At 70.5% G+C, this 26,085-nt stretch carries 21 protein-coding genes; 10 read left to right on the top strand and 11 right to left on the bottom strand.

Annotation, left to right across the window (positions count from 1 at the left end):
* Nucleotides 1-27 precede the first annotated feature (27 nt).
* The gene (locus tag LRM40_RS12690) at nt 28-651 is read left to right on the top strand and encodes a ParA family protein (protein ID WP_151125503.1); all 624 of its coding nucleotides are present in this window, start codon (nt 28-30) and stop codon (nt 649-651) included.
* Nucleotides 652-765: 114 nt separating this feature from the next.
* Nucleotides 766-1,479: a LuxR C-terminal-related transcriptional regulator gene (locus tag LRM40_RS12685; protein WP_151125502.1), complete on the top strand. Its 714-nt coding sequence runs from the start codon at nt 766-768 to the stop codon at nt 1,477-1,479.
* A gap of 25 nt (nt 1,480-1,504) precedes the next feature.
* Here LRM40_RS12685 and LRM40_RS12680 read toward each other — a convergent pair whose 3' ends face one another.
* From LRM40_RS12680 to LRM40_RS12670, 3 genes are all read right to left on the bottom strand, one after another.
* The gene (locus LRM40_RS12680) at nt 1,505-2,332 is read right to left on the bottom strand and encodes a segregation and condensation protein A (RefSeq protein WP_231067846.1); all 828 of its coding nucleotides are present in this window, start codon (nt 2,330-2,332) and stop codon (nt 1,505-1,507) included.
* 100 nt (nt 2,333-2,432) lie between these two features.
* Nucleotides 2,433-2,636, bottom strand: a complete 204-nt coding sequence (locus LRM40_RS12675; protein ID WP_151125501.1) for a DUF3460 family protein — start codon at nt 2,634-2,636, stop codon at nt 2,433-2,435.
* Between the two features lie 66 nt (nt 2,637-2,702).
* The gene (locus tag LRM40_RS12670) at nt 2,703-3,467 is read right to left on the bottom strand and encodes a GNAT family N-acetyltransferase (protein ID WP_170288951.1); all 765 of its coding nucleotides are present in this window, start codon (nt 3,465-3,467) and stop codon (nt 2,703-2,705) included.
* Between the two features lie 90 nt (nt 3,468-3,557).
* Between LRM40_RS12670 and LRM40_RS12665 the strand changes: the two genes are divergently transcribed.
* Complete coding sequence (locus LRM40_RS12665; protein WP_170288950.1) at nt 3,558-5,078, top strand: CYTH and CHAD domain-containing protein; 1,521 nt, start codon at nt 3,558-3,560, stop codon at nt 5,076-5,078.
* Nucleotides 5,079-5,085: 7 nt separating this feature from the next.
* On the opposite strand, the gene LRM40_RS12660 is transcribed toward LRM40_RS12665, so the two are convergent.
* The gene (locus tag LRM40_RS12660) at nt 5,086-6,768 is read right to left on the bottom strand and encodes a SulP family inorganic anion transporter (protein WP_151125498.1); all 1,683 of its coding nucleotides are present in this window, start codon (nt 6,766-6,768) and stop codon (nt 5,086-5,088) included.
* A 192-nt stretch (nt 6,769-6,960) separates the two neighbouring features.
* Between LRM40_RS12660 and LRM40_RS12655 the strand changes: the two genes are divergently transcribed.
* Nucleotides 6,961-7,569 carry a DNA-3-methyladenine glycosylase I gene (locus tag LRM40_RS12655; RefSeq protein WP_151125497.1) on the top strand — a complete coding sequence of 203 codons (609 nt, stop codon included), beginning with the start codon at nt 6,961-6,963 and terminating at the stop codon, nt 7,567-7,569.
* Nucleotides 7,570-7,583: 14 nt separating this feature from the next.
* Here the strand turns inward: LRM40_RS12655 and metG are convergent, their stop codons facing one another.
* Complete coding sequence (gene metG / locus LRM40_RS12650) at nt 7,584-9,629, bottom strand: methionine--tRNA ligase (RefSeq protein ID WP_151125496.1); 2,046 nt, start codon at nt 9,627-9,629, stop codon at nt 7,584-7,586.
* Between the two features lie 114 nt (nt 9,630-9,743).
* Here metG and ypfH point away from each other — a divergent pair, with 114 nt between their 5' ends.
* From ypfH to LRM40_RS12635, 3 genes are read left to right on the top strand one after another with little or no spacing between them, the layout of a single operon-like run.
* Nucleotides 9,744-10,475 carry an esterase gene (ypfH, locus tag LRM40_RS12645; protein WP_151125495.1) on the top strand — a complete coding sequence of 244 codons (732 nt, stop codon included), beginning with the start codon at nt 9,744-9,746 and terminating at the stop codon, nt 10,473-10,475.
* A 24-nt stretch (nt 10,476-10,499) separates the two neighbouring features.
* Nucleotides 10,500-11,285, top strand: a complete 786-nt coding sequence (yaaA, locus tag LRM40_RS12640; protein WP_151125494.1) for a peroxide stress protein YaaA — start codon at nt 10,500-10,502, stop codon at nt 11,283-11,285.
* Nucleotides 11,282-12,115 (top strand): 2OG-Fe(II) oxygenase, encoded by an 834-nt coding sequence (locus LRM40_RS12635; protein WP_151125493.1) that lies wholly within the window; start codon nt 11,282-11,284, stop codon nt 12,113-12,115. Before yaaA ends, LRM40_RS12635 begins: the two co-directional genes overlap by 4 nt.
* Nucleotides 12,116-12,133: 18 nt before the next feature.
* On the opposite strand, the gene LRM40_RS12630 is transcribed toward LRM40_RS12635, so the two are convergent.
* The 4 genes from LRM40_RS12630 to LRM40_RS12615 form a co-directional block, all read right to left on the bottom strand.
* On the bottom strand, nt 12,134-13,408 hold the full coding sequence (locus LRM40_RS12630) for an MgtC/SapB family protein (protein WP_151125492.1): 1,275 nt from the start codon (nt 13,406-13,408) through the stop codon (nt 12,134-12,136).
* Nucleotides 13,408-14,781 carry an MBL fold metallo-hydrolase RNA specificity domain-containing protein gene (locus LRM40_RS12625; protein ID WP_151125491.1) on the bottom strand — a complete coding sequence of 458 codons (1,374 nt, stop codon included), beginning with the start codon at nt 14,779-14,781 and terminating at the stop codon, nt 13,408-13,410. Before LRM40_RS12625 ends, LRM40_RS12630 begins: the two co-directional genes overlap by 1 nt.
* 110 nt (nt 14,782-14,891) lie before the next feature.
* Nucleotides 14,892-16,694 (bottom strand): methyl-accepting chemotaxis protein, encoded by a 1,803-nt coding sequence (locus tag LRM40_RS12620; protein ID WP_151125490.1) that lies wholly within the window; start codon nt 16,692-16,694, stop codon nt 14,892-14,894.
* Between the two features lie 236 nt (nt 16,695-16,930).
* Nucleotides 16,931-18,355 carry a DEAD/DEAH box helicase gene (locus tag LRM40_RS12615; RefSeq protein WP_231067536.1) on the bottom strand — a complete coding sequence of 475 codons (1,425 nt, stop codon included), beginning with the start codon at nt 18,353-18,355 and terminating at the stop codon, nt 16,931-16,933.
* A 343-nt stretch (nt 18,356-18,698) separates the two neighbouring features.
* Here LRM40_RS12615 and LRM40_RS12610 point away from each other — a divergent pair, with 343 nt between their 5' ends.
* Nucleotides 18,699-20,579: a putative bifunctional diguanylate cyclase/phosphodiesterase gene (locus LRM40_RS12610; RefSeq protein WP_231067535.1), complete on the top strand. Its 1,881-nt coding sequence runs from the start codon at nt 18,699-18,701 to the stop codon at nt 20,577-20,579.
* Between the two features lie 129 nt (nt 20,580-20,708).
* Nucleotides 20,709-22,373 carry an energy-dependent translational throttle protein EttA gene (gene ettA / locus LRM40_RS12605; RefSeq protein WP_151124994.1) on the top strand — a complete coding sequence of 555 codons (1,665 nt, stop codon included), beginning with the start codon at nt 20,709-20,711 and terminating at the stop codon, nt 22,371-22,373.
* Between the two features lie 70 nt (nt 22,374-22,443).
* On the opposite strand, the gene LRM40_RS12600 is transcribed toward ettA, so the two are convergent.
* Nucleotides 22,444-23,412, bottom strand: a complete 969-nt coding sequence (locus LRM40_RS12600) for a fasciclin domain-containing protein (protein WP_151124995.1) — start codon at nt 23,410-23,412, stop codon at nt 22,444-22,446.
* 164 nt (nt 23,413-23,576) lie between these two features.
* Between LRM40_RS12600 and LRM40_RS12595 the strand changes: the two genes are divergently transcribed.
* Entirely contained in the window at nt 23,577-24,185 is a 609-nt protein-coding gene (locus LRM40_RS12595) for a TetR/AcrR family transcriptional regulator (protein ID WP_151124996.1), read from the top strand.
* 18 nt (nt 24,186-24,203) lie between these two features.
* Here LRM40_RS12595 and LRM40_RS12590 read toward each other — a convergent pair whose 3' ends face one another.
* Entirely contained in the window at nt 24,204-26,009 is a 1,806-nt protein-coding gene (locus LRM40_RS12590; RefSeq protein ID WP_151124997.1) for an aminopeptidase P family protein, read from the bottom strand.
* Between the last annotated feature and the right edge of the window lie 76 nt (nt 26,010-26,085).

Raw genomic sequence — 26,085 nt, 5'->3', positions numbered from 1 at the left:
ATTGGTTTGCAGCTTGGAGGAGTCACGATGCAGGTCATTGCGGTCGCCAACCCCAAGGGCGGGGTCGGCAAGAGCACGTTGGCCACCAACCTGGCCGGCGCCCTGGCGCAGCGGGGCCACTCGGTGGCCCTGGGGGATCTGGACCGGCAGCAGTCGGCCCGCCAGTGGCTGGACCTGCGGCCCGCCGCGGCCCGCCCCATCCAGACCTGGCGGCTGGACGATGCCGGTGACCTGGCCTCGCCGCCCAAGGGCGCGGACCGGGCGGTGGTCGACACGCCAGCCGGTCTGCATGGCAAGAAGCTGCGGGCCGTGCTGGGCCAGGTCGATCGCATCCTGATCCCGCTGCAGCCCAGCCTGTTCGACATCCAGGCCATCCACGGCTTTCTCCAGGAACTGTCCGAGGTGGGGGTGCCCGGGAGCGCGCAGATCGGCCTGGTGGGCATGCGGGTGAAGGACCACACCATCGCGCAGGACCGCCTGCAGGAGTTTCTCGCCACGCTCAAGGCCCCGCTGGTGGCCACGCTGCGGGACACCCAGAACTACGTGCATCTGGCCGCCCACGGCCTGACGCTGTGGGACGTGACACCCAGCCGGGTGGAGCGTGACCTGGATCAATGGGCGCCCCTGCTGGCGTGGTGCCAGGGCCGCTGAGAGCCCCTGACCCGCCCGGAGATGGATGCGCGCCGCGGCGGGTTTGCCTACACTGCGGGCACAACAACAACTTCGGGCGCATGCGCAGTTGCGCTGCTGCCCACGCTGGGAGCCATGCACATCCTGTTGGCCGACAACCATCCCCTGGTTCTCTGGGCCTTCCAGACCCTGCTGGAGGAGATCCGTCCCGGAGTCGCCGTGCGCACCGTCTGCACCCCCGCCGAGTTGCGGGAGGCCATGGCCCATGGCGGGGGCTGCGGGCTGGTGCTGCTGGACCTGCAGCTGGGGGCGCCGGGGGAGGGCTACGCCCTGCTGGCCGAGCTGCGGATGAACCACCCCGACGTGTCCGTTGTCGTGACCTCGGCCACCGACCATTCGCCCGACGTCATCCAGTCCATCGATCTGGGGGCCTGTGGCTACCTGCCCAAGCGCCTGAGCATGGCGGCCCTGGCCGATGCCCTGCGGCTGATCCTGGACGGGGGCATCTTCGTGCCGCCGATGAGCCTGCCCGATGCCATGCCCGCTCACGCGGTGTCTGCCCATGCCGCAGGCACCCGGCCGGGTGACACGGCGCCCTACCAGACCCTGCCGTCCTTCGAAACCCTGGGGCTGACGCCTCGTCAGGCCGATGTGCTGAGCCTGCTGCTGCAGGGCAAGCCCAACAAGGAGATCGCCCGGCGTCTGGGCCTGTCAGTGGAAACGGTCAAGGACCATGTGCAGGCGGTGCTGCGGGCCCTGGGGGTGAACTCGCGCACCCAGGCGGTGCTGGCGGTGAGCCAGCTGGGGGCCAAGCGCCACGTGCCGGCGGCGGTCACGCCTCTGCGCTGAACGGGCAGCCCGGCGGCGCCGGGTTTCAGGTCGGCTGGTAGGCCAGGCGCACGTAGATCGGTGCGAAGGCCTCGGCCTGGGTGATCTCCAGCAGGCGCTCGCGGGCCAGTTCCAGCATCGCGATGAAGGTCACCACCACCACCGGCGATCCCTGACTCACGTCGAACAGATCCTGGAATTCGACGAAGCGCTCGCCCTGCAGGCGGCGCAGCACCACACTCATGTACTCGCGCACCGAGAGCTGCTCGCGGGTGATGCGGTGGTGCTGGTTGAGCTTGGCGCGGCGCAGGATGTCGCGCCAGGCCTCCTGGATGTCCACCAGCGAAACGTCCGGAAAGCGCGGTGCCAGCGACTGCTCGACGTGGACCTGCGCTCGCAGGAAGTCGCGCCCCATCACCGGCAGGCTGTCCAGCCGCGCGGCCGCCAGCTTCATCTGCTCGTATTCCAGCAGGCGGCGCACCAGCTCGGCCCGCGGGTCCTCGGGCTCCTCGCCGTTCTCGCTGGGCTTGGGCGGCAGCAGCATGCGCGACTTGATCTCGATGAGCATGGCCGCCATCAGCAGGTAGTCGGCCGCCAGTTCGAGGTTGTGCGCGCGGATCTGGTCCACGTAGGCCAGGTACTGCCGCGTGACATCCGCCATCGGGATGTCGAGGATGTTGAAGTTCTGCTTGCGGATCAGGTAGAGCAGCAGATCCAGCGGGCCCTGGAAGGCCTCCAGGAAGACCTCCAGGGCATCCGGCGGGATGTAGAGGTCGTTGGGCAGGGCGAACAGCGGCTCGCCGTACAGGCGCGCCACCGCCACCCCATCCACCATCTCGGGGGTGTCCACCTCTGGGGCCACCGGGGGCGGCAACTCACCGGCCGGCGCCTGCGCTTGCGCGGGGGCGGCCGGTTCAGGCAGCGGATGGTCGGGAGACGGCTCGTTCACGTCGGGCCGCAGCGGGCCGCGCGGCTCAGTGGCCGCGGGTCTGGTAGACGTAGGGCTGCTGGGCCACGCGGGCGGCCTTGAACTCGGCCTCGGCCTCGCGGTCCTGCGGGCGGTCCCACAGCAGGCCCCGGCCGGCGCGCTGCTCGGCTTCCAGCGTCGGGCGCTTGGCCTTGAGTTCGTCGATGAACTGGGTGATCTCGGACTTGTAGGGTTTCCAGAACAGCGGCATGGCAGGAAGGGGCGCTGACGCGCCAGCAGGTTCGGCTGAAACCCTGGATTCTAACGGGGCACGGGGTCAGGCCGACTTCACCCGGTACCAGTAGCGGTAGGCGGTCACAAAGCCCAGCCGGGCGTAGAGCGCCCGGGCCCCGGCGTTGGCCTGGAGCACCTGCAGGTAGGCATGGTGGGCGCCTTGGGCGGCTGCCCAGTGCAGCAGCTGATCGCACAGGGCGCGGGCCAGGCCCTGCCGGCGGGCGTCGGGGGCGGTGGCCACATCGAACAGGCCGGCCCAGCCCTGGTGCAGCACCGCCAGGCCGGCGCAACGCGGGCCATCGGCGGGCCACACGGCCGGCGCGCAGGGACCCTCGATGGCCCGGAGCATGGCCAGGTGGGTGGCCTGGCCCGGCCCCAGCTTGCCCGAGACGGCCTGGAAGGCCTCCAGCCAGTCGGACCAGGGCAGGGTGGTCGGCCCGGGTCCGCTGCCGTCGGCCGGCCCGAGCGGGCGCCACAACACCAGCGAGGGGTCCACGCGCAGGTAGCCCCGCTGCTGCAGCTGCTCATCCAGCGCCGGCTGGGGACCGGGGTCGGTCAGGCGGAAGATGACGGGCAAGCCCTGCCCGGCGTAGTGGGCCTCGATGTGCTCGATGTCCGGTGTTGTCAGGGCCTGGGCGGCGGGGCCGGCATTGGCCGAGTTGGCGCGCTTGGTGTAGCCCTGGGCGGTGCGCAGCCGCCAGCCGGCATGCTCGCACTCGGCGAGCGCAGGCCAGGCGGCCCAGGCCGCGGCCTCCAGCGCGGCCCAGGGGGCTGCGGCGAGGGGGGCGTCGGTCTCGGCAAGGGGCATCGCCCGATGATAGAGCGCTGTCATCGCGCGACCCCGGTGCCGCGGGCAGAATCGGCAGTCGTCTGCAGTCTGTGCGCGAAGGGTCTGTCCGTGGTCGAGATCGAGTTGAAGTTCCAGGTGCCCGCCGGTGCCGAGGCGGCAGTGCGCCGCGCCGTGGGCACGGCCCAGGCCCGCCAGCAGCGGCTGCGGGCCCGCTACCTGGACACGCCCGATCACCGCCTGGCGCGGTCCCGCGCGGCGCTGCGACTGCGCGACGAAGGCGCCCACTGGGTGCAGACCTTCAAGGCCGAGGGCGACAACCCGATGCAGCGGCTGGAGCACGAGGTCGAGCTGCCCGGTGGCGAGCCGCCGCCGGACCCCGACCTGGCCCGCCACGCCAACACCCCGGCCGCCGAGGCCCTGGCCCGCGCGCTGGGCATGACGGTGCTGGCCGGCGATGGCCGGGCTCAGGGGCTGGCGCTGCATTTCGAGACCGACATCCAGCGTCTGAGCCGGGTGGTCCGCCTGCCCGGGGGCACCCGGGTGGAACTGGCCTTCGATGTGGGGGTGATCCGCGCGGGGGGCCGGGAATGGCCGGTGTGCGAGCTGGAGTTCGAACTGGTGCAGGGCGAGCCCGCCGACCTGCTGGCGCTGGCGCAGCGCTGGGTGGAACGCCACGGCCTGTGGCTGGACGTGCGCAGCAAGGCCGAACGAGGCCACCTGCTGGCGGCCGGGCGCTGGGCCTCACCGCCGGCGCGTGGCGCGGCGCCGCCGCTGCGCAACAGCCAACGGCCCGAGCGCGCCCTGCAGGCTCTGATGCGCGCGGCCCTGGGACAGGTGCTGGCCAATGCCGCGGTGCTGGCCGATGCCGGCCTGCCGGCGCTGGACGAGCGGGACGAGTATCTGCGCCAGTGCCGCATCGGCCTGCGCCGGCTGCGCACGGTGCTGCGCGTGCTGGCGTCCCCCGAGGCCACCCGCCTGCGGGCCGACCCGGCCTGGGAGGCCGCGCTGGCCGAGGTCTTCCGCCGCCTGGGGCTGCAGCGCGACCAGGACGCGCTGGCCCAGGGGCTGCTGCCGGCCCTGCAGGCCGCCGGGGCGCCGTGGACGGGGGCCCTGCAGACCTCCGCGGCCGAGGTGGATGTGGGTGCCGAGCTGCGCGACCCGGGCTTCACCCGGCTGCTGATCGCCCTGCTGGCCTTTGTCCAGACGCCGGTGTCGGCTCCGCAGGAGGCCTCGGCGGGGCCCACGCTGCGGCGCTGGATGCGGGCCGCGCTGGCGCCGCTGCACAAGCAGGTGCGGCGCGATGCCAAGGCCTATGCCACCCTGGACGAGGCGGCCCGTCACCGCCTGCGCAAGCGCATCAAGCGCCTGCGCTACCTGCTGGAGATGAGCGCCAGCCTGTGGCCGGCCAAGGCCCTGGCCCGCCATCTGGCCGCGCTGCGCCAGGCCCAGGATGCCCTGGGGTCCGAACACGATCAGGTGCTGGCCCAGGCCTTGTTCACCGGGGCCGCGGCACAGGAGCCCCGAGCCTGGTGGGCCGTGGGCTGGCTGCAGGCCGCACGCCAGACCCAGGTGCCGCAGTGCGCCCAGGCCCTGCAAGCCCTGCGCCGCACCGACCCGGCCTGGGACTGACGCGTCCTCAGGGGCGGGTGGGGGCCAGCGCGGCCTCCAGCGTGGGCCACAGGTGCTGCGGCCCCAGTTCCTCGGCGAAGCCCGAGCGCTCCAGCAGCGACAGCGGGGCCTCGGCGGCGCGTGCCAGGTCCATCGTGATGCCGCGGCGCTGCAGCGCGTGCCGCAACTGGTGCAGGGCTTCGAGGCCGGAGGTGTCCATCGCCACCAGGCGGTGCAGGTCCAGCACCACGCGCTGCGTGCCCTCGGGCAGGCGGGCGGGCAGGTCCTCCAGCTTGTCCACCGCGCCGAAGAAGAGGGCGCCGTAGAGCTCCATCACCTGCACACCGGCAGGGGCCTGCGGTGGCGTGCTGGGCCGCACCTGGAACAGCGAGCCCATGCGCACGATGAAGAAGGCGCAGGCCGAGACCAGACCCACCTCCACCGCCACCGTGAGGTCGAAGACCACCGTCAGCACGAAGGTCCCCACCAGCAGCAGGCGGTAGGGCCAGCGGAAGTTGCGCAGCCGGGCGAACTCGCGCCACTCGCCCATGTTCCAGGCCACGAACAGCAGGATGCCGGCCATGGCCGCCAGCGGGATGCCGGCGGCCAGCGGGGCGGCCACCAGCACGATGAGCAGCAGGGTCAGGGCGTGGATCATGCCGGCCAGCGGGGTGCGGCCGCCGGCACGCACATTGGTCACCGTGCGGGCGATGGTGCCGGTGGCCGGGATGCCGCCGAAGAAGGGGCCGACGAAGTTGGCCACGCCCTGGGCCATCAGTTCCTGGTTGGGGTCATGGCGGGGGATGTCGGCGGTGTTGTCGGCCACCCGGGCGCAGAGCAGCGATTCGATGGAGCCCAGCAGGGCGATCGTCACGGTGGGGATGAACAGCTGCTTGGCGCTGTCCCAGGACAGGGCCGGCAGTTCGAAGCCGGGCAGACCCTGGGGGATGCCGCCGAAGCGGCTGCCGATGGTCTCCACCGGCAGGTGCAGCCCGCGGGCGATCAGCGTGGCCCCCACCAGGGCCACCACCGTGCCGGGCAGGTGGGCCGCCACGCGGCGCAGGCGGTGGTGCCAGCCCAGGCGCACGCCCACCGGCATGGTGTAGCTCTTGGGCCAGACGACCACCAGGGCCAGGCAGCCCCCGGTCAGTGCCAGGGCCCAGGGGTTGGTCTGCCCCAGGTGCTGACCCAGGGTGTGCAGCTGGGCGAAGAAGTCGCCCGGCATCTTGGCGATGGGCAGGCCCAGGGCATCCTTGAACTGCGACAGGCCGATCAGCACCGCGATGCCGTTGGTGAAGCCGATCACGATGGACACCGGGATGAAGCGCACCAGCGCGCCGAGCTTGAACAGGCCCATGGCGAACAGCAGCACGCCGGCCAGCGAGGTGGCGATCAGCAGATTGGCCAGGCCGTAGCGGTCGACGATGCCGTAGACGATGACGATGAAGGCCCCGGCCGGGCCGCCGATCTGCACATTGGAGCCGCCCAGGGCGGAGATCAGGAAGCCGGCGATGATGGCAGTGAACAGCCCGGCTTCGGGCTTGACGCCCGAGGCGATGGCAAAGGCCATGGCCAGCGGCAGGGCGACGATGCCCACGGTGAGGCCCGCGCCGATGTCGGCGACGAGCTGTTCCCGGCTGACGCCCTTCAGTGCGGTCAGGGCGCGGGGGCGGAAGGGCTGCAGGGCAGCCCGCAAGGTGGCCAGCGGCATGGAAACTCCGGTGAAGAGAGGGAAGACAGGTCGGCAAGGACCTGTGCCGGAGGACCGCAGTGGTGCAGGCGCACGAAGAAGCTGCGCCGCCGCGAGAGACGGCGGACCTGCGACACTTCGTGGGCATGCGGGGGAGGCATGAGCGTGATTGTCCGCGCCCGACCCTCGGTCTCACAAGGGGAGGAACACACGATGAGTGCCACCGAGATGGCGGCCGACGGCCGGCCGCGCTGCCGCTGGTGCCTGGCCACGCCGGAATACCTGGCCTACCACGACACCGAGTGGGGCTACCCGGTGGTGGACGACCGGCGCCTGTTCGAGAAGCTCTGCCTGGAGGGCTTCCAGTCGGGCCTGAGCTGGCGCACCATCCTGGCCAAGCGGGAGAACTTCCGCGCCGCCTTCGACGGCTTCGACTTCCACGCCATGGCCCGCTACGGCGAGGCCGACGTGGCCCGGCTGCTGGCCGATGCCGGCATCGTGCGCCACCGCGGCAAGATCGAGGCGGTGATCCACAACGCCGGCCGCGCCCAGGCCCTGGCCGAAGAGGCCGGTTCGCTGGCGGCCTATTTCTGGCGCTACGAGCCGACGGCCGATGCGCTGGCGACGCCGCAGACGGTGTCGGTCTCGCCCGAGTCGATCGCCCTGTCCAAGGACCTGAAGAAGCGCGGCTGGAAGTTCGTCGGCCCGACCACGGTCTATGCCTTCATGCAGGCCATGGGCCTGGTCAACGACCATGCCGTGGGCTGCGTGACCCGCGCCGAGGTGGCGCGTGCGCGGGCCGCCTTCCAGCGGCCCGGCTGAGCCGGCGGGGCGGTTTACCGAACCCGCATGCCCGGCTGGGCGCCGGGGAAGGGCTCCAGCACGAAGATGCCGGGGTTCGCCTTCTCGTCGGCATGGCTGGCGGCCAGCACCATGCCCTCGCTGAGGCCGAACTTCATCTTGCGCGGGGCCAGGTTGGCCACCATCACGGTCAGCTTGCCTTCCAGGTCCTCGGGCTTGTAGGCGCTCTTGATGCCGCTGAAGACGTTGCGGGTCTTCCCTTCGCCCACGTCCAGGGTCAGGCGCAGCAGCTTGTCGCTGCCCTCCACCGCCTCGGCCTTGACGATCTTGGCGATGCGCAGGTCGACCTTGGTGAAGTCGTCGATCTTGATTTCCGGGGCCAGCTCCTCGCCGCCGGGCACCAGCTTGGGGGCGGGCGGCGGGGCCAGCAGCTCGTCCAGCAACTGGGCATCCACCCGCTGCATCAGGTGCTGGTAGGCGCCGATGCTGTGGGCGCCCAGGGCGCGGCCGATGTCCTCGAAGCTCATCGGCGCCACCTGCAGGAAGGCCTCCACCTTCTCGGCCAGGGCCGGCAGCACGGGCTTGAGGTAGATGGTCAGCAGGCGGAAGGCCTCGATGCAGGTGCTGCAGACGTCGTGCAGCACCGCCGCCTGCTCGGGGTGCTTGGCCAGCTCCCAGGGCTTGTGGGTGTCCACGTACTCGTTGACCTTGTCGGCCAGGGCCATGATCTCGCGCAGGGCCTTGCCGTATTCGCGCTCTTCATAGAGCTCGGTGATGGCCCCGCGCTGGGCACGCAGGGCGTCCAGCAGGCTGCGGCCTTCCACGCCCAGGTCGGCCGAGAGCCGGCCCTCGAAGCGCTTGGTCAGGAAGCCGGCGGCGCGCGAGGCGATGTTGATGTACTTGCCCACCAGGTCGGAATTGACCCGGGCGATGAAGTCCTCGGGGTTGAAGTCGATGTCCTCGACCCGGCTGTTGAGCTTGGCGGCGATGTAGTAGCGCAGCCATTCCGGGTGCATGCCCAGCTCCAGGTACTTCAGCGGGCTGATGCCGGTGCCCCGGCTCTTGCTCATCTTCTGGCCGCCGTTGACGGTGATGAAGCCGTGCACGTTGATCTTGTCCGGCGTCTTGCGGCCGCTGAAATGCAGCATGGCCGGCCAGAACAGGGTGTGGAAGTAGGTGATGTCCTTGCCGATGAAGTGGATCTGCTCCACCGCCGGATCGGCGAAGAAGGCCTCGTAGTCCAGGCCCTTTTTGCCGAAGTAGTTCTTGAGGGACGCCAGGTAGCCGATCGGGGCGTCCAGCCAGACGTAGAAGTACTTGCCCGGCGCGTCGGGGATCTCGATGCCGAAGTAGGGCGCGTCGCGGCTGATGTCCCAGTCGCCCAGGCCGCCCTGGCCGTCCTCATCCTTGGCGAACCATTCCTTGATCTTGTTGAGCACCTCGGGCTGCAGGCGGCCGGGGGTGTGGGTCCACTGCTCCAGGAACTCGACGCAGCGCGGGTCGGACAGGCGGAAGAAGTAGTGGTCCGAGGACTTGAGCACCGGGGTGGCGCCCGACAGGGCTGAATAGGGCTTCTTCAGCTCGGTGGGGGCGTAGACGGCGCCGCAGACCTCGCAGGAGTCGCCGTACTGGTCGGCCGCGCCGCACTTGGGGCACTCGCCCTTGATGAAGCGGTCGGGCAGGAACATGCCCTTGTCCGGGTCGAAGAACTGCTCGATCGTCTTCACGTCGATCAGCTCGTTGGCCCGCAGGGCGCGGTAGATGTCCTGGGCCAGCGCGTGGTTCTCCGGGCCGTCGGTGGAGTGCCAGTTGTCGAAGGCGATGTGGAAGCCGTTGAGGTACTGCGGCCGGCCGGCGGCCACCTGGGCCACGAACTGCTGCGGCGTGATGCCCGCCTTCTCGGCGGCGATCATGATCGGCGCGCCGTGGGCGTCGTCGGCACCCACGAAGTGCACCTCGGACCCTTGCATGCGCTGGAATCGCACCCAGATGTCGGCCTGGATGTACTCCATCATGTGCCCGATGTGGAAGGGCGCATTGGCGTAGGGCAGGGCGGTGGTGACGAAGAGCTTGCGGGTCATGTCGTTGCGTTTCGCGTCGAAACCGGCATTTTAGGTTTCCCGCACCGGCTTCGCCGAGGACCGGCCAAGGCCCCCGACCCCACCCGGACGTCCGACCCCGTGGACAATGAACCCATGAACACCCCTCTGCAATGGCTGCCCGCCCAGGGCGAACCCGCCCAGCTGATGGTGCTGCTGCACGGCGTGGGCAGCAGCGCCCAGGGCATGGCCCCGCTGGCCGCCCAGCTGCAGCGCGCCTTTCCCCAGGCGGCCATCGTGGCGCCCGACGGTTTCGAGCCGCTGGACATCGACCCCTCCGGCCGGGCCCGGCAGTGGTTCTCCGTCGCCGGTGTGACCGAGGACAACCGGCCCGCCCGCGTGGCCGCGGCCCTGCCGGCCCTGGCTGACTGGCTGCGCCAGACCCAGGCACGGCTGGGCGTGGGGCCGGCCGCCACCGCGATCTTCGGCTTCTCCCAGGGCGCCATCATGGCGCTGGAGCTGGTGCAGGTGCACGACGGTCTGGCTGGCCGGGTGCTGTCCTTCTCGGGCCGCTATGCCGCCCTGCCCGAGGTGGCCCCGGCCCTGACCACGCTGCACTTTCTGCATGGCGGGGCCGATCCGGTGATTCCGGCCCAACACGCGCGTGATGCCATCGAGCGACTGGCCGGCCTGCAGGGCGACGCCACCATCGACATCGCCGAGGGCGTGGGCCATGAGATCAATGGTCACCTGCTGCAGTGCGCCCTGCACCGGCTGACCAGCCACATCCCCCACCGCACCTGGGCCGAGGCCCTGGGCGCGGCACCGGCCCGGCCCCGCGCCGGCCAGCCTGGTGAGGATGCCGACGACGACACCTGTTCGACCTGAAACGAGAGACCCCGAACGTCTGCCATGCTGTTCCTGATCTCGCCCGCCAAGACCCTGGATTACGAGAGCCCGGTGCCTCCCGAGGTGGCCGCCCTGGCCACCCGGCCCCGCTTCGTCAAGGAAGCCGCCGCCTTGATCGAGGTGCTGAAAACCAAGAGCGCCCAGGACATCGCTTCGCTGATGGACCTGTCCGACCCGCTGGCCCAGCTCAATGTGGCCCGCTACGGCGCGTGGTCCACCCGCTTCACCGAGCGCAACAGCAAGCCCGCGGTGCTGGCCTTCAACGGTGATGTGTACGAGGGCCTGGCCGCGGCCAGCCTGTCCACCGAGGACCTGGCCTGGGCCCAGCAGCACCTGGTGATCCTTTCGGGCCTGTACGGCCTGCTGCGCCCGCTGGACCGGCTGCAGCCCTACCGCCTGGAGATGGGCACAGCGCTGGCCACGCCCGGCGCGAAGAACCTCTACGGCTACTGGGGCGACACGCTCAGCCGCACCCTCAACACCCAACTGGGGGCGGACCCGGCGCCGGTGGTGGTCAACCTCGCCTCGCAGGAATACTTCAAGGCGGTGGACCGCAAGGCGCTCAAGGCACGGGTGGTGGACTGCGTGTTCGAGGACTGGAAGGGCGGGCAGTGGAAGGTCATCAGCTTCCATGCCAAGCGCGCCCGCGGCCTGATGGCGCGTTTCGCCATCACCCACCGCATCACCCAGGTGAGGGCGCTGCAGGGTTTCGACAGCGAAGGCTATGCCTTTGATGCCGGCGCTTCGGCGGCGGACCGCCTGGTGTTCCGGCGGAGGGAGCCGGCATGACGGCGCAGGCCATCACCCCGGAGCTGCGCGCCTGGATCCAGGAACAGCTGGAAGCCGGTTGCCGCACCGAGGACGTGCTGCAGTCCATGCAGGCCAGCGGCTGGGAGCGCGCCGTGGCCTTGTCGGCCCTGCACAGCGTGCTGGCCAGTCTGGACACGGCGGCACAGAGCGAGGACGGCCTGCCGCGCATCGCGCTGGAGGGGGCGGTCAACCGCCTGGTGTTGCCCGACCGCACCGTCGATGTGCTGCTGTCGATGACGCTGCCGCGCGTGGTGGTGCTGGGCGGCTTCCTGTCGGACGAGGAATGCGATGGCCTGGTGGCCCTGGCGGCCAGCCGCCTGGCCCGCTCCGAGACGGTGGTCGGCGACACCGGGGGCAGCGAGGTCAACAGTGCCCGCACGAGCGAGGGCATGTTCTTCGAGCGGGGCGAAACCGAGCTGTGCGAGCGCATCGAAGCCCGCATCGCCGCCCTGGTGGGCTGGCCGGTCAGCCATGGCGAGGGCCTGCAGGTGCTGCGCTATCAGCCCGGTGCCCAGTACCTGCCGCACCATGACTACTTCGACCCGTCCCAGCCAGGCGCCACATCCATCCTGGCCCGTGGCGGGCAGCGCCTGGCCACGCTGGTCATGTACCTGAACACGCCGGAGGCCGGTGGCGCGACCACCTTCCCGGACGTCGGGCTGGAGGTGGCGCCGATCAAGGGCAACGCCGTGTTCTTCAGCTATCCGCGCCCCGATGCCGCCACCCGCACCCTGCATGGCGGCGCGCCGGTGCAGGCGGGTGAGAAGTGGGTGGCCACCAAGTGGCTGCGCCAGCGGGAATTCCGCTGAGGCCCGGCTTGCGGGTCCTCAGAACCCCCGGCTGAGCCACCAGCCCAGCCAGCTGGCGGCGGCGGAGACCATCAGGTTGGCCGCCACCGGCAGGGCGAAATGCCCGCCACCGGCCGAGGCCGCCACGGCGGCCCGTGACAGCGAGTTGGCCGTGATGACCGCCACCACGCCGACCTTGGCGGTGGCGATGCCGATGTCGCCACTGCTGTAGAGCCCGCCCAGCGCCGCGGCGCTGGCGTGGGCATCCACGATGGCCGACAGCGAGGCGCTGGCCACCACCGCCTCGGGGCCCAGCCAGTGGGAGGCGGCCCGCACCAGCGCGGCGATCAGCGTGAGGGCACCGGCCACCAGCAGGGCCTCCTTCATCTGCAGCACCCGCGCGCCCTTGACTGGCGGGGCGCCGGCCTGGCCCACGCCGTTGTGGCGGATCAGCAGGCCGGTGCCCGCGGCCGCCACCAGCGTACCCATCAGGGCGGGTGGCAGCAGGTGAAACGCCAGCTGGGGCGACTGGGTCAGCAGGATCAGCTCGGCCTGTGTCCAGGTGGCGACGGTGGAGGCGACGGCGGCCGTCAGGGCCGCCTGGGCCGGCAGCTCGCCGTGGCGGGCCTTGGTGCCCATCGAGGCGATGGTGGCGGTGCTGGAGACCACCCCCCCGAACACCCCGGTGAGCACCATGCCGGCCCGCTCGCCGAAGGCCCGCAGCGCCACATGACCGGCCGCCTGCATCACCAGCAGCAGCAGCACCAGCAGGGTGATCTGGCGCGGGTTGAGCCCGCCCAGGGCGGGCAGCGGGCCGGGCGGGATCAGCGGCAGCGCCACCAGGGCCAGCGCGGCCAGCATCAGGCCGTCGTGCAGCTCGGCTTCGGTCAGCACCCGGGTGGAGAAGCGGTGCAGCTGCGAGCGCGAGGCTAGCACCATGGCCAGCACCACGGCCAGCCCGCCGCCCTGCAGCGGCGCCACCGCGCACAGCACGCCGATCACATAGGTCGTGAACAGGGCCAGCTCGGTGGTGACGCCCGGGTCGCGCTGAAGGCTGCGCAGGTAGGACACCACCGCCAGGGCCACCACCAGTGCGCCGCCCAGCAGCACCAGCATGGGCTCGCCCAACTCGCGTGAGAGCGTCTGCGCCAGGGCGCCGAGCAGGGCGGTGACGGTGAAGGTGCGGATGCCCGCGGCATTGCGCTCGCGGCTTTCGCCCTTGCGGCGCTCGCGCTCCAGCCCGACCAGCAGGCCGGCGCCCAGGGCCGCGGCCAGGCCCTGGACCAGACCCGGGATTTGCAGAGCGTCGGCCATCAGGGGCTGAAGCGGCCGCCCACCGGCGGCACGCGCACCGGCCAGCGCAGTTCCCGCGCAATGCGCTGGCGCAGGGCGTCGGCCGCCTCGGGTTCGCCGTGCACCACGAAGGTCTGGCGCGGGGGCGGGTTGGCCTGGCCCAGCCATTTCATCAGCTCGTTGGCATCTGCGTGGCCGGAGAAGCCTTCCAGGTGGGTGACGGGTGCGCGCACCGGCACCCATTCACCGTGGATCTTCACCTCGCGCGCGCCGCCCACCAGGCTGGCGCCGCGGCTGCCGCCGACCTGGAAGCCCGCGAAGACGATGTGGTGCCGGTCGTCCGGCGCCATGGCCTTGAGGTGGTGCAGCACCCGTCCGCCGGTGGCCATGCCGCTGGCCGAGATGATGACGGCCGGCATGCGCGCGCCCATCTGCGAGCGCACCAGGCGCTGCGACTGCGCGGGGGTGGTGACCAGGTGCACGCCGTCGCACAGCTGCTGCATCTCGCGCTCGGGCACGCGCAGCTGGCGGCGGTACTTGCGGTAGAGCGCCGTGGCTTCCACCGCCATCGGGCTGTCCAGGAAGATGGGCAGGTGCGAGGGGATCTCGCCCTGGGCCTTCAGACGCTGCAGCACCAGCAGCAGGGCCTGGGCCCGGCCGACGGCGAAGGCCGGCATCAACACCGAGCCGCCACGGCGGATGCTGGCGTGGATGATGTCGGCCAGGACGCCGGCGATGTCCTCGCGCGGGTGAAGGCGGTTGCCGTAGGTCGATTCGACCAGGACCACGTCCGCGTGGTCCAGCGGGGTGGGCGGCTTCATCAGCAGGTCGTTCTGCCGGCCGAGGTCGCCGGAGAAGAGCAGGCGCTCGCCTTCGCACTCCAGCACGACAGAGCAAGCCCCCAGCAGATGGCCGGCCGGCCGCAGCGTGAACTGCAGCGGGCCCTTGCCGACGGCGCGCGGGCGGTTCTCAGGCACGGTCACCATCTGGCCGATGGCCCGCTTGGCATCGGCCTGGGTGAACAGGGGCAAGGCCTTGGCGTGCCGGCTGTAGCCGTAGCGGTTGGCCCGCCGGGCGTCCTCTTCCTGCAGGTGGGCGGCGTCCAGCAGCAGCACCTCGGCCAGGTCGCGGGTGGCAGGGGAGGTGTAGATGGGCCCGCGCCAGCCGTGGCGCACCAGCACCGGCAGCCAGCCGCTGTGGTCCAGGTGGGCGTGGCTCAACACGACCGCGTCGGCCGCCAGGATGTCCTGCGTGGGGGGTTGCCAGTTGCGCTCACGCAGCACCTTGAAGCCCTGGAACATGCCGCAATCCAGCAGCACCCGCTGGCCACCCCAGGTGACCAGGTGACGCGAGCCGGTGACGCAGTCGGCTGCGCCGAGAAAGTCGATTTGCATTGTCGAATCCATGGAATGGACAGATGCCCCACCTGGGGGCATCTCGGGTCCGTCAATGCGCATGATGGCACGCTGCGCCGGGGGGGCGCCCCGGCTGCGTCAAGCGGCACTCAGAAGGTGGTCCAGTCGCTGTCGTCGTGTCCCGTGCTCAGGGCCGGCTCGGCGACGGGCGCCGGGGCCGGCGCGGCGGCTCGGGACTTGACCGGCATCGCGGCCGGCTTGGTCTTGGCCGCTGGCGGCGCCGGCGTCTTGGCGGGGACGGCGGCCTGCTGGGCCTTCATGGCCTTGCGCAGCGCCACCGCATCGGGGGCCGGCACGCCGGTGGACTTGGCGCCACCCTTGAGTTGGAAGACCGAGACGGAGGAGGCCACTTCGCCGGCCTTGTCCCGCAAGGTCGTGGCCGAGGCCGCGATCTCTTCCACCAGCGCGGCGTTCTTCTGGGTCAGACTGTCCATGTCGGAGACGGCCTGGTTGATCTGGTTGACGCCCAGCATCTGCTCCTGCATGCCGTGGCTGAGCTGCAGGATGAATTTGTGAACCTCGTCGATCGCCCCGCGGGCGGAATCCATGGCCGAGCGTGCGGCCTCGGTCTGCTGGCTGCCGGTGCTCACCTGCTCGGCGGAGGCCTGGATCAGGCCACGCACCTCGCGCGCCGCCACCGAGGTCCGTTGGGCCAGGGCGCGCACCTCGCTGGCGACCACCGCGAAGCCGCGGCCCTGCTCGCCGGCCCGGGCGGCTTCCACCGCGGCATTCAGGGCCAGGATGTTGGTCTGGAAGGCGATGCTGTCGACCACCTGGATGATGTCGGCGATCTTGCTGGAAGCGTCGCTGATGTGGGCCATCGTGGACGAGAGGGCCTGCACCGCCTCGGCGCTGTGGTCGGTCACGCTGCGGGCGTTGTCGGCCCGCTGCGCTGCCTGCTGGGCCATGTCGGTGCTCTGGCGGATGGTGCTGGTGATCTCTTCCATCGACGAGGCGGTCTCTTCCAGGCTGCTGGCCTGGGCCTCGGTGCGGGCGGACAGATCCTGGTTGCCTTCGGCGATGACGCCGGTGTCTCGGGTCATCTGCACCACGCCGTTGCGGGCGTCGCGCACGATGGACATCAGGTTCACGTTCAGCTGGGCCAGGGCCTTGGTCAGGTGACCGATCTCGTCGGTGCGCTCGCTGCTGATGGTCTGGGTCAGGTTGCCGCCGGCGATCTGGTTGGCAAAGCCGACCAGGCGGATGATGGGGGTGATGACCAGGCTGCGCAGGTAGGTCGAGCCGATCTGGGCCAGCAGGATCGAGGCCAGCAGGCCGCCGACCACCTCTTCCCAGCTCATGTGCGTCAGGCCTTCGGCCGCGTACTCACCCAGCAGGAAGCTCAGGACGCACACCAGGCTGGTGGTGAGGCCCATCTTGCCCCGGACGCCCGGGCGCAGGCGGTGGACCCAGCGGGCCAGACTGCCGGTGGCCAGCACCTGACCCCGATGCAGGCCCAGGCTGAGGCGGCCGGCCTTGGCCTCTTCCCGCATGCGGGCGTAGAGCTTCTCGGCGCCCTCGATGGCAGACCGTTCGGGCTGGGTGCGCACCGACATGTAGCCGGTCACCTTGCCGCCCGCATCGATCAGCGGTGTCACGTTGGCCATCACCCAGTAGAAGGAGCCGTCCTTGCGGCGGTTTTTCACCAGGCCGGACCAGGGGAAGCCCCGCCGGATGGTGTCCCACATGTCCCGGAAGGCTTCCTCGGGCATGTCCGGGTGCCGGATCAGGTTGTGGGGCTGCCCCAGCAGTTCCTGTCGGGTGTAGCCGCTCACCTCAATGAAGGCAGCGTTGCAGTACAGGATGCGGCCCTGCAGATCGGTGGTGGACACCAGCGTCTCCCCCTCGGGGAAGGGGTACTCATGCTGGCTGACAGGCAGGTTTGTTCTCATGGGGTTCCCTGATTGGCTCGCGGACGGCAAACACGGTGGCATCAACCCCGTACATCAGCGGTCAGGCGCACCTCCGGGTACGGCAACGGAGGATTCGATGGCTGGGGCGAATGACCGTATTACAGACTGTGGTATCGGTCGTTGAGCCCCGAAATTGAGCTCCTTTGCCGTCAGATTTCCCTGGGGTTCGAAATGGAAAAGCCGCCCGAAGGCGGCCTTTTTTGCGGGGTTGCGGATCAGCGGCCCGTGCGGGGGGGGCGCGCGCCGCCCGGTGCCGCCGGGCGATCGCGGCGGCCGCTGTCGGGGCCGCCCTGGCGCTGGCCCTGGCCCTGGCCTTGGCGCTGTCCCTGCCCGGCCGAGCGGGCCGGGTTGCCGTGACCCGGCTGGCCCGGGCGTCCGCGGCCATCGCCGCCCGGCCGGCCCGAGCCACCGCGGCCGCCACCACCGCCGCCGCGATTCGCGCCCACGCCGATGGTCATGCGCCGGCCCAGCACGATGGGCTCGGCCTTCTCGCCGGCCGGCGGCTCGAAGCCCGGCACCAGCTCCTTGGGAATTTCGCGCTTGATCAGCTTCTCGATGTCGCGCAGGAACTGCTCCTCGTCCACGCAGACCAGCGAGATGGCCTCGCCCTGGGCGCCGGCGCGGCCGGTGCGGCCGATGCGGTGCACATAGTCCTCGGGCACGTTGGGCAGCTCGAAGTTGACGACATGCGGCAGCTGGTCGATGTCGATGCCGCGGGCGGCGATGTCGGTGGCCACCAGCACCTGCAGGGTGCCGGCCTTGAACTCCGACAGCGCCTTGGTGCGGGCGCCCTGGCTCTTGTTGCCGTGGATGGCCATGGCGCTGATGTCTTCCTTGTTCAGGAATTCGGCCAGGCGGTTGGCGCCGTGCTTCATGCGGGTGAAGACCAGCACCTGGTGCCAGTTGCCCTGGCGGATCAGGTGGGCCAGCAACTCCTTCTTGCGCTCGCGGCCCACCGGGTGGACCTTCTGGGCGATGGCGTCGTTGGTCTGGTTGCGGCGGGCCACCTCGATCAGGGCCGGCTGGTTCAGCAACCGGTCGGCCAGGGCCTTGATGTCGTCGCTGAAGGTGGCCGAGAACAGCAGGCTCTGCTTCTGCTTGGGCACGATGGCCAGGACCTTCTTGATGTCATGGATGAAGCCCATGTCCAGCATGCGGTCGGCCTCGTCGAGGATGAAGATCTCGACGTGGGACAGGTCCAGCGTGCCTTGCTGGTGGTGGTCCAGCAGGCGGCCCGGGGTGGCCACCAGGATGTCCACGCCCTTGCGCAGGCGGTCGATCTGGGGCTGCATGCCCACGCCGCCGAACATCACCATGCTGGTCAGCGGCAGGTACTTGCCGTACTGGCGCACGCTTTCCTCGACCTGGGCGGCCAGTTCGCGGGTGGGGGTGAGGATCAGGGCGCGGATGGCCACGCGGCCGCGCGCATCGCGCTTGGGGCCGGCCGCGGCCAGGCGGTGCAGGGTGGGCAGGGTGAAGCCGGCGGTCTTGCCGGTGCCGGTCTGGGCGCCGGCCATCAGGTCGCCGCCCTTCATGACGGCGGGAATGGCTTGCGCCTGGATGGGGGTGGGTTGGGTATAGCCCTGTTCGCGCACGGCGCGAACGATCGGTTCGGCCAGGCCGAGAGAATCAAAACTCATGGAGGCTCTTTGGGAGCAGGAGACCGGACCGTCGCCCGCCGAGCGGGGCGACCAGCAAGGAGCCGGTGGAGTGGGAGGGCGACTCACCCGCAGGGATGGGTCGGCGCCAGAGGTGGCGCGGAGGCTGCCGGGCTGGTGCGGGCAGCTACTGTCCAGCAGTGTAGCAGGCCGATCCGATGGCCTGACACGCGACAGGGCTGCGGCGGCCCCGTGGAGCGTCACTTGGTGCTTCCGCAATGCCCCCTGGCGCCCCCCTGGTGCCCCCCTAGTGCGACAGTGCGACGGCGGGAAGGGCCCGGTTACATTCCCTTCCACAGCCCTGTCGAGCCGGCTGCGCGTGACCATGCCCCTTCTGTCTGCCTATCTGCCCCGAATGTCCGCCCGCCTGCGAAGCTGGTGGGAGTGCCGCTTCGCCGGTGAGGGCAGCGGGTGCGTGTCCGCACAGGACGCCGCGCCGCAGGCCGCGGTCCCGGCGTCGGGAGCCGCGCCGCGGGATGAGGTGTCTCCCGATGTGCTCTGGGACCTCGATGCCCAGGGGCATCTGGTGCTGGGGGCGGAGCGTCTGGCGGCGTGGCTGGGCCTGCCGGTGCAGCGTCTGCAGCAGGCCGCGTGGCTGGATGTGCTCGAGACCGTGCAGCTGGAGGCCGACCCGGTGGCACCTGGTGTGCGGGCCATGCGGGCAGCGATGGAGCGCGGCAAGCCGTTTCGCGATCTGCTGCTGCAACTCCGGGGCGCCGACGGGGCGCGCTGGTGGCTGGTCTCGGCCAAGCCGCTCCAGGGGGTGGCGGGCGAGTGGCTGGGTTGGCGCGGCATGGTCAGCGACGTCACGCAGGACCGCCAGCAGCGCCCGGCGCTGGGTTACCTGGCGCATGTCGATTCGCTCACCGGTCTGGGCAACCGCGTGCTGCTGCACGAACGCCTGTCCCAGGTGCTGGCCCACCGGGGCGATCCGCCGCGCCGCAGCGGACTGATCGTGCTGGACCTGGACAACTTCAAGTCCATCAACGACGCGCTGGGCCATTCGGTGGGCGATGCCGCCCTGCGCCTGGTGGCCAAGCGTCTGCAGTCGGTGCTGCGCAAGGCCGACCTGGTGGCCCGCCTGGGGGGCGACGAATTCGCCGTCCTGCTGGACGATGTGCGCAGCGACGAGGAGGTCTACCAGCTGACCCGCCGCCTGATGCAGGTGGTCAATGCGCCGGGCGAGGTGCAGGGCCGGCTGGTCCATCCCTCGGCCAGCATGGGGGTGGCGCTCATTCCCGACCACGGCGACACGGTGGATGAGGTGCTCGGCCACGCCGACCTGGCCCTGAGCGCGGCCAAGGAGCGCGGCCGCGGGCGTTGCGAGTATTTCGCGCCCTGGATGGGCGAGCGCAGCCGGCGCCAGGTGCTGCTGGAGCGCGAACTGCGCCAGGCCCTGGCCCGCGGTGAACTGAGCCTGGCCTGGCAGCCCTGGGTGGCCATCGAGGCCTGGGAGGTGGTGAGTGCCGAGGCCCTGGTGCGCTGGCAACACCCGACGCTGGGCTGGGTGCCGCCGTCCGAGTTCATCCCGGTGGCGGAGAAGTGCGGCCTGATCGGCGACATCGGCGCCTGGGTGCTGCAGCGCGCCTGCCAGGAGGCCCAGACCGTGCTGGGCGATCTGCGGATCTCGGTGAACGTCTCGCCGGTGCAGATGATGCATGCCGGCCTGGTGGACGATGTCCGCCGGGCCCTGGCCCAGTCGGGCCTGGTGCCCGAGCGCCTGGAGGTCGAGATCACCGAGGGCGTGATGCTGGACGCCACGCCCACCGCGATGAGCAACCTGCACCAGATCAAGGCCCTGGGGGTGCAGATCGCGCTGGACGACTTCGGCACCGGCTACTCCTCGCTGGCCTATCTGCGGCGCTTCCCCTTCGACACCCTGAAGATCGACCGCGCCTTCGTGCGCGAGCTGCTGGGCTATCCGGACGCCCGCGCCATCGTGCGCACCATCGTCGAACTGGCCCGCCTGCTGGGCATGCAGACCGTGGCCGAGGGGGTCGAGGAGGCCGCCCAGCTGGACGTGCTGCAGGAGGCCGGCTGCACCGCGGTGCAAGGCAATCTGCTGGCCGAGCCGGTGTCCTCCGAGGCCCTGCGCCGCATGATCGACGGCTGGGACGTGGGCACCCGTCCCATGCCGGTCGATGCCATGGCGGCCCGGGGCTCGGCATCGGCCCAGATGCCCTTGGGCTGGCCGTCCGCGCGATAATCGCGGATTGACCGGGCCGGCCGCCCCAGTCTCCCTGGTGCGTGGCCGCCTCCTCCTTTCTCCCCAGGCGGCCGCCAGGCCGCCGGTGACCGGTCGCATCGGCCGGTTCCCTCCACTTCAGGACAAGCAATGGCGCAATACGTCTTCACCATGAACCGCGTCGGCAAGATCGTGCCGCCGAAGCGGCAGATCCTGAAGGACATCACCCTGTCCTTCTTCCCCGGCGCCAAGATCGGCGTGCTGGGCCTGAACGGCTCGGGCAAGTCCACCCTGCTCAAGATCATGGCGGGCCTGGACAAGGACATCGAGGGCGAAGCCGTCCCGATGCCCGGCCTGAAGATCGGCTACCTGCCGCAGGAACCCCAGCTGGACCCGGAGCAGACCGTGCGTCAGGCGGTGGAAGAAGGCATCGGTGGTGCCCTGGCCGCGCAGAAGCGCCTGGAGGAGGTCTATGCCGCCTATGCCGAGCCGGACGCCGACTTCGACGCCCTGGCCACCGAGCAGGCCGAGCTGGAAGCCATCATCGCCGCGGCCGGTGGCGAGAACACCGACCACCTGCTGGACATCGCCGCCGACGCGCTGCGCTTGCCGCCCTGGGACGCCAAGATCGGCCCCTTGTCCGGCGGTGAGAAGCGCCGCGTGGCTCTGTGCCGCCTGCTGCTGTCCAAGCCCGACATGCTGCTGCTCGACGAACCGACCAACCACCTGGACGCCGAGTCTGTGGAGTGGCTGGAGCAGTTCCTCAAGCGCTTCTCCGGCACCGTGGTGGCCATCACCCACGACCGCTACTTCCTGGACAACGCCGCCGAGTGGATCCTGGAACTCGACCGTGGCCACGGCATTCCCTACAAGGGCAACTACTCCGACTGGCTGGAAGGCAAGGAAAAGCGCCTGGAGGCCGAGCAGAAGGCCGAGGACGCCCGCGCCAAGGCCATGAAGCAGGAACTGGAGTGGGTCCGCAAGAACGCCAAGGGCCGCCAGGCCAAGAGCAAGGCGCGCCTGGCCCGTTTCGAGGAGCTGAGCGACGTCGAATACCAGAAGCGCAACGAGACCAACGAGATCTTCATTCCCGTGGCCGAGCGCCTGGGCAACGAAGTCATCGAGTTCAAGAACGTCTCCAAGAGCTTCGGCGACCGCGTGCTGATCGACAACCTGTCGTTCAAGGTGCCGGCCGGTGCCATCGTCGGCATCATCGGCCCCAACGGCGCCGGCAAGTCCACGCTGTTCCGCATGATCCAGGGCGTGGAGACGCCGGATTCGGGCGAAGTGACCATCGGCAAGACCGCGCAGCTGGCCTTCGTGGACCAGAGCCGCGAGGGCCTGGCCGCCGACAAGACCGTCTGGGAGGATGTCTCCGGCGGCCTGGACAACATCGTGGTGGGCAAGTTCGTGATGCCCAGCCGCGCCTACCTCGGCCGCTTCAACTTCAAGGGCAACGACCAGCAGAAGCTGGTGGGCAGCCTGTCGGGCGGTGAGCGCGGCCGTCTGCACCTGGCCAAAACCCTGGCCCAGGGCGGCAACGTGCTGATGCTCGACGAGCCGTCCAACGACCTGGACGTGGAAACCCTGCGCGCGCTGGAAGATGCCCTGCTGGAGTTCGCCGGCTCGGCCATGATCATCTCCCACGACCGCTGGTTCCTGGACCGCATCTGCACCCACATCCTGGCCTGCGAAGGCGACTCGCAGTGGTTCTTCTACGACGGCAACTTCACGGAATACGAGGCCGACAAGAAGAAGCGCCTGGGTGAAGAGGGCGCCAAGCCGCACCGCCTGCGTTTCAAGGCGCTGAAGTGAGGCCCTGAAGACGAACGAAGGCCACCCCGCGGGGTGGCCTTTTTCATGGGCGGGTGGCGCGCGTCCTGGCTCAGGTCAGGGCGGTGGGCAGCAGCACATGGTCGATCACGTGGATCACCCCGTTGCTGGCCAGCACGTCGGTCTGCACGATGGCCGCGGTGCGCCCGGCGCCATCCGTGATGGTGAGGGTGTCGTCCACCGTGAAGCTGGCGCCCTGCAGCGTGGCGATGGCCTGGCCCACGGGCACCTGGGCCTTGAGCACCAGGGCGGGGACCACGTGGTAGGTCAGCACCGTGGTCAGCAGCGAGGTGTTGGCCAGCAGTTCGTCGGCGGTGACGCCCAGCTCGGTGAGCAGGCTGCCGAAGGCCGCGTCCGTCGGTGCGAAGACCGTGAAGGGGCCGGCAGCGCTGAGCGCCTCGACCAGGCCCGCGGCCTGGATGGCCTGGACCAGGACGGTGAACTCCGGCGGGGTGCCGCTGTTGGCCGCCTGGGCCGTGCCCACCACCGTCAGATCAGCCGGCAGCAGCACGTGGTCGATCACATGGATCACGCCGTTGGAGGCCGCCACATTGGCCTGGGTGATCAGGGCCGTGCGGTTGCGCCCGTCGGTGATCACCAGACCGCCGTCCATGTCGTCGATCTTGAAATAGCCGCCCGCCAGCGGGGAGACCGGCGCGCCCGGTGTCACGTCGGACGAGGGCACCTTGGCGCCCAGCACGTGGTACTGCAGCACGGCGGTGAGCAGGGCCGTGTCGGCCAGCAGCGCCTCCTGGGTGGTGCCCAGTTCGGTCAACAGGGCCGCGAAGGCGTCATTGGTCGGGGCGAACAGGGTGAAGGGGCCGGCGCCCTGGAGCGTGCTGGTCAGGCCGGCGGCTTCCACCGCCGCCACCAGGGTGCTGAACTGGGCCTGGCTGCGGGCCACGTCGATCAGGTTGCCGGGGCCGTTGTCCGAGTTGCCGTCGCAGGCCGTCAGCAGCGGGCTGGCCAGCGCAGCGGTTCCCAGTGCCAGCAACTGCCGGCGGTTCAAGGCGTTGGTCATGGTCTCTCCTGAATGAAGGGGGATGTCGGCAGAATTTGAACCGACCAGTGCACGATAAAACTCAAGAGTTTCCAAGTCAACTACAGAGTTTACTTGGTGACCAATCGGTTTCTCCGTGAACTCTTTGGTGCCGAACGGGACTGGCCGGTGCCTAAAATGGCCCCATGGAGAAGTTGTCGCTGCGGGAGCAGATTCAGCAGATGCGGGAGGAGAGCATCCTCTCGGCGATGAACCGGTTGCTGGCCGAAAAGGGCTTTGAACTGATGACCCTGGACGCGCTGGCGGCGCAGGTGGGTGTGTCCAAGGCCAGCCTGTACAAGCGCTACGGCTCCAAGGAGGCGCTGGCCGCGGCCGCGATGGTGCGGGTGCTGGACCAGGCGCTGGCGCAGGCCCAGGTGCTGGCGGCGCTGGCTTCGCCGCGCGAGCGCCTGCGCGGCATGGCCCGCTGGGCCATGTCGGTGCAGTTGGCCGGGGACATGCCGTCGCTGCCGGCCCAGAACTCCAGCCTGCGCCAGGCCCTGCTGGCCGACGGCCCCTACATGGACCGGCTGGTGCGACTCAGCGACCTGCTGGGGGAATGGATCGGCGAGGCCCAGCGCCGGGGCGAGTTGGGCAGCGACCTGCCGCCCGAGCTGGTGCTCTACACCCTGTTCGCCCGCGCCTGCGACCCGGTGCTGGGCCTGCTCAAGGCCGGTGGTCAGTACAGCGACGAGCAGATCATCGCGCTGCTGCTGCGCACCTGCTTCGACGGCCTGGGGCCGTCACGGGGCTGAGGCGCCCGGCGCCGCCGCTCAGGCCAGCGGCTCGGTGCGGGCCATCAGCCAGGCCAGCGCGTCGCCCTCCAGACCCGGCGCCAGGCGCTCGCGCACCATGGCATGGTACTGGTTCAGCCAGACACGCTCCTCCTCGCTCAGCAGCGCGCGGTCGATGCAGCGGGTGTCGATGGGACACAGGGTCAGGGTCTCGAACATGAGGAAGGGCCCGAACTCCGAGGCCGGGGCCTCGACGTTGAGCACCAGGTTCTCGATGCGCACGCCCCAGCGGCCCGGGCGGTAGAGGCCCGGCTCCACCGAGGTCACCATGCCCGGCTGCATGGCCATGTCGGCGGTGGGCACCGCCTTGCTGATGCTCTGCGGGCCTTCGTGCACGTTCAGGAAGTAACCCACGCCGTGGCCGGTGCCGTGGCCGTATTCCAGGCTCTCAGCCCACAGCGGCGCGCGGGCCAGGGTGTCCAGCATGGGGCTGGGCGTGCCCAGCGGGAAGCGGGCGCGCGACAGGCCCAGCGTGCCCTTGAGCACCAGGGTGAAGTCGCGCTTGTGCTCGGCGCTGATCTGGCCCACCGGCCAGACCCGGGTGATGTCGGTGGTGCCACCCAGGTACTGGCCGCCGGAGTCGATCAGCAGCAGGCCGTTGCCTTCGATCACCGCATGCGACTCGGGCGTGGCGCGGTAGTGTGGCATGGCGCCATTGGCGTTGAAGCCGGCGATGGTGGGGAAGGACAGGCCGACGAAGCCGGGCTGCTTGGCCCGCTCGGCGCTGAGCTTCTCGTCGATGGTCAGCTCGGTGATGCGCTCGCCCCGGGCCATCGCGGCCTCGAACCAGGCGTAGAAGCGGCACATGGCCAGGCCGTCCTGCACCATGGCCTCGCGGATGAAGGCCGCCTCCTCCGGCGTCTTGCGACCCTTGGCCAGGGTGCTGGGGTTGGTGGCTTCCACCACCTTCACGCCCGCCGCCACGGCTTCGCGCAGGCCCAGGGTGACGCGGCGCGGGTCCACCAGCAGGGTGCTGCCGGCCGGCAGGGCGGCCAGGGCCGCGGCGGCCTGACCATAGTCGGCCAGGGCGATGCCCTCGGCCGCCAGCGTGGCGGCCAGCGTGGTGTCCACCTTGCCCGCGCCGACGAACAGCGTGGCGCGGTCCGGGCCGATCAGCAGATGGGCCAGGAAGACGGGGTTGTAGGCCACGTCGGCGCCGCGCAGATTGGTGATCCAGGCGATGTCGTCCACCGTGGAGACGAAGTGGTGGCTGGCGCCATGCGCCGCCATGCCGGCACGCACCGTGGCCAGCTTGGCCGGGCGGCCCACGGCAGCATGGGGCGCGCGGTGCTCGTAGACGGCGGCGGCCGGCAGGCCCGGCCGGTCGTCCCAGGCGGCGGCCAGCGGGTCCTCACCGGTGCGCAAGGTGATGCCGGCGCGCTCGCAGGTGGCGCGCAGCTGCTGGGCCGCGGCCAGGCCCAGCACCTGGCCATCCACGCCCAGGGTCTGGCCGGGCTTCAGGTGGCTGGCGATCCACTCCAGGTGGTTGGTGGCGGCGCCGGTCTGGATCTTCTCCAGCGCGATGCCGCTGCCGGCCAGCTCGGCCTCGGCCTGCACCCAGTAGCGGCTGTCGGCGAAGACGGCGGCGTCCTGGGCGGTCACCACCAGGGTGCCCATCGAGCCGGTGAAGCCCGAGAACCATTCGCGGCCCTGCCAGTGGGCCGGCAGGTATTCGGAGATGTGCGGGTCGCTGGAGGGCACCAGCACCCCGTCCAGGCCGGCCTGGGCCATGGTCTCGCGCAGACGGGCGATGCGCAGGCGGGCGGCAGAGGTGCGGGTGTCCATGGGGCGGCTCCAGAATCAGACGAAAGACATCGATTCTAGGAAAGCCGGCCGTGAACAAAGCTCGGTCCGCGGCGCG

The sequence above is a fragment of the Ideonella dechloratans genome, assembly GCF_021049305.1.
In the GTDB taxonomy this organism is placed as follows: Bacteria; Pseudomonadota; Gammaproteobacteria; order Burkholderiales; family Burkholderiaceae_C; genus Ideonella; species Ideonella dechloratans.
Note: the sequence above shows the minus strand (reverse complement) of the source record. Positions and strands in the feature narration are given on the sequence as shown.

What these genes read in the sequence shown, in the direction of transcription:
- LRM40_RS12690 (WP_151125503.1), top strand. Translation starts at nt 28, where the DNA reads ATGCAGGTCATTGCGGTCGCCAACCCCAAGGGCGGGGTCGGCAAGAGC.
- LRM40_RS12685 (WP_151125502.1), top strand. Translation starts at nt 766, where the DNA reads ATGCACATCCTGTTGGCCGACAACCATCCCCTGGTTCTCTGGGCCTTC.
- LRM40_RS12675 (WP_151125501.1), bottom strand. Translation starts at nt 2,636, where the DNA reads ATGCCGCTGTTCTGGAAACCCTACAAGTCCGAGATCACCCAGTTCATC.
- LRM40_RS12670 (WP_170288951.1), bottom strand. Translation starts at nt 3,467, where the DNA reads ATGCCCCTTGCCGAGACCGACGCCCCCCTCGCCGCAGCCCCCTGGGCC.
- LRM40_RS12660 (WP_151125498.1), bottom strand. Translation starts at nt 6,768, where the DNA reads ATGCCGCTGGCCACCTTGCGGGCTGCCCTGCAGCCCTTCCGCCCCCGC.
- LRM40_RS12655 (WP_151125497.1), top strand. Translation starts at nt 6,961, where the DNA reads ATGAGTGCCACCGAGATGGCGGCCGACGGCCGGCCGCGCTGCCGCTGG.
- metG (WP_151125496.1), bottom strand. Translation starts at nt 9,629, where the DNA reads ATGACCCGCAAGCTCTTCGTCACCACCGCCCTGCCCTACGCCAATGCG.
- ypfH (WP_151125495.1), top strand. Translation starts at nt 9,744, where the DNA reads ATGAACACCCCTCTGCAATGGCTGCCCGCCCAGGGCGAACCCGCCCAG.
- yaaA (WP_151125494.1), top strand. Translation starts at nt 10,500, where the DNA reads ATGCTGTTCCTGATCTCGCCCGCCAAGACCCTGGATTACGAGAGCCCG.
- LRM40_RS12635 (WP_151125493.1), top strand. Translation starts at nt 11,282, where the DNA reads ATGACGGCGCAGGCCATCACCCCGGAGCTGCGCGCCTGGATCCAGGAA.
- LRM40_RS12630 (WP_151125492.1), bottom strand. Translation starts at nt 13,408, where the DNA reads ATGGCCGACGCTCTGCAAATCCCGGGTCTGGTCCAGGGCCTGGCCGCG.
- LRM40_RS12625 (WP_151125491.1), bottom strand. Translation starts at nt 14,781, where the DNA reads ATGCAAATCGACTTTCTCGGCGCAGCCGACTGCGTCACCGGCTCGCGT.
- LRM40_RS12620 (WP_151125490.1), bottom strand. Translation starts at nt 16,694, where the DNA reads ATGAGAACAAACCTGCCTGTCAGCCAGCATGAGTACCCCTTCCCCGAG.
- LRM40_RS12615 (WP_231067536.1), bottom strand. Translation starts at nt 18,355, where the DNA reads ATGAGTTTTGATTCTCTCGGCCTGGCCGAACCGATCGTTCGCGCCGTG.
- LRM40_RS12610 (WP_231067535.1), top strand. Translation starts at nt 18,699, where the DNA reads ATGCCCCTTCTGTCTGCCTATCTGCCCCGAATGTCCGCCCGCCTGCGA.
- ettA (WP_151124994.1), top strand. Translation starts at nt 20,709, where the DNA reads ATGGCGCAATACGTCTTCACCATGAACCGCGTCGGCAAGATCGTGCCG.
- LRM40_RS12600 (WP_151124995.1), bottom strand. Translation starts at nt 23,412, where the DNA reads ATGACCAACGCCTTGAACCGCCGGCAGTTGCTGGCACTGGGAACCGCT.
- LRM40_RS12595 (WP_151124996.1), top strand. Translation starts at nt 23,577, where the DNA reads ATGGAGAAGTTGTCGCTGCGGGAGCAGATTCAGCAGATGCGGGAGGAG.
- LRM40_RS12590 (WP_151124997.1), bottom strand. Translation starts at nt 26,009, where the DNA reads ATGGACACCCGCACCTCTGCCGCCCGCCTGCGCATCGCCCGTCTGCGC.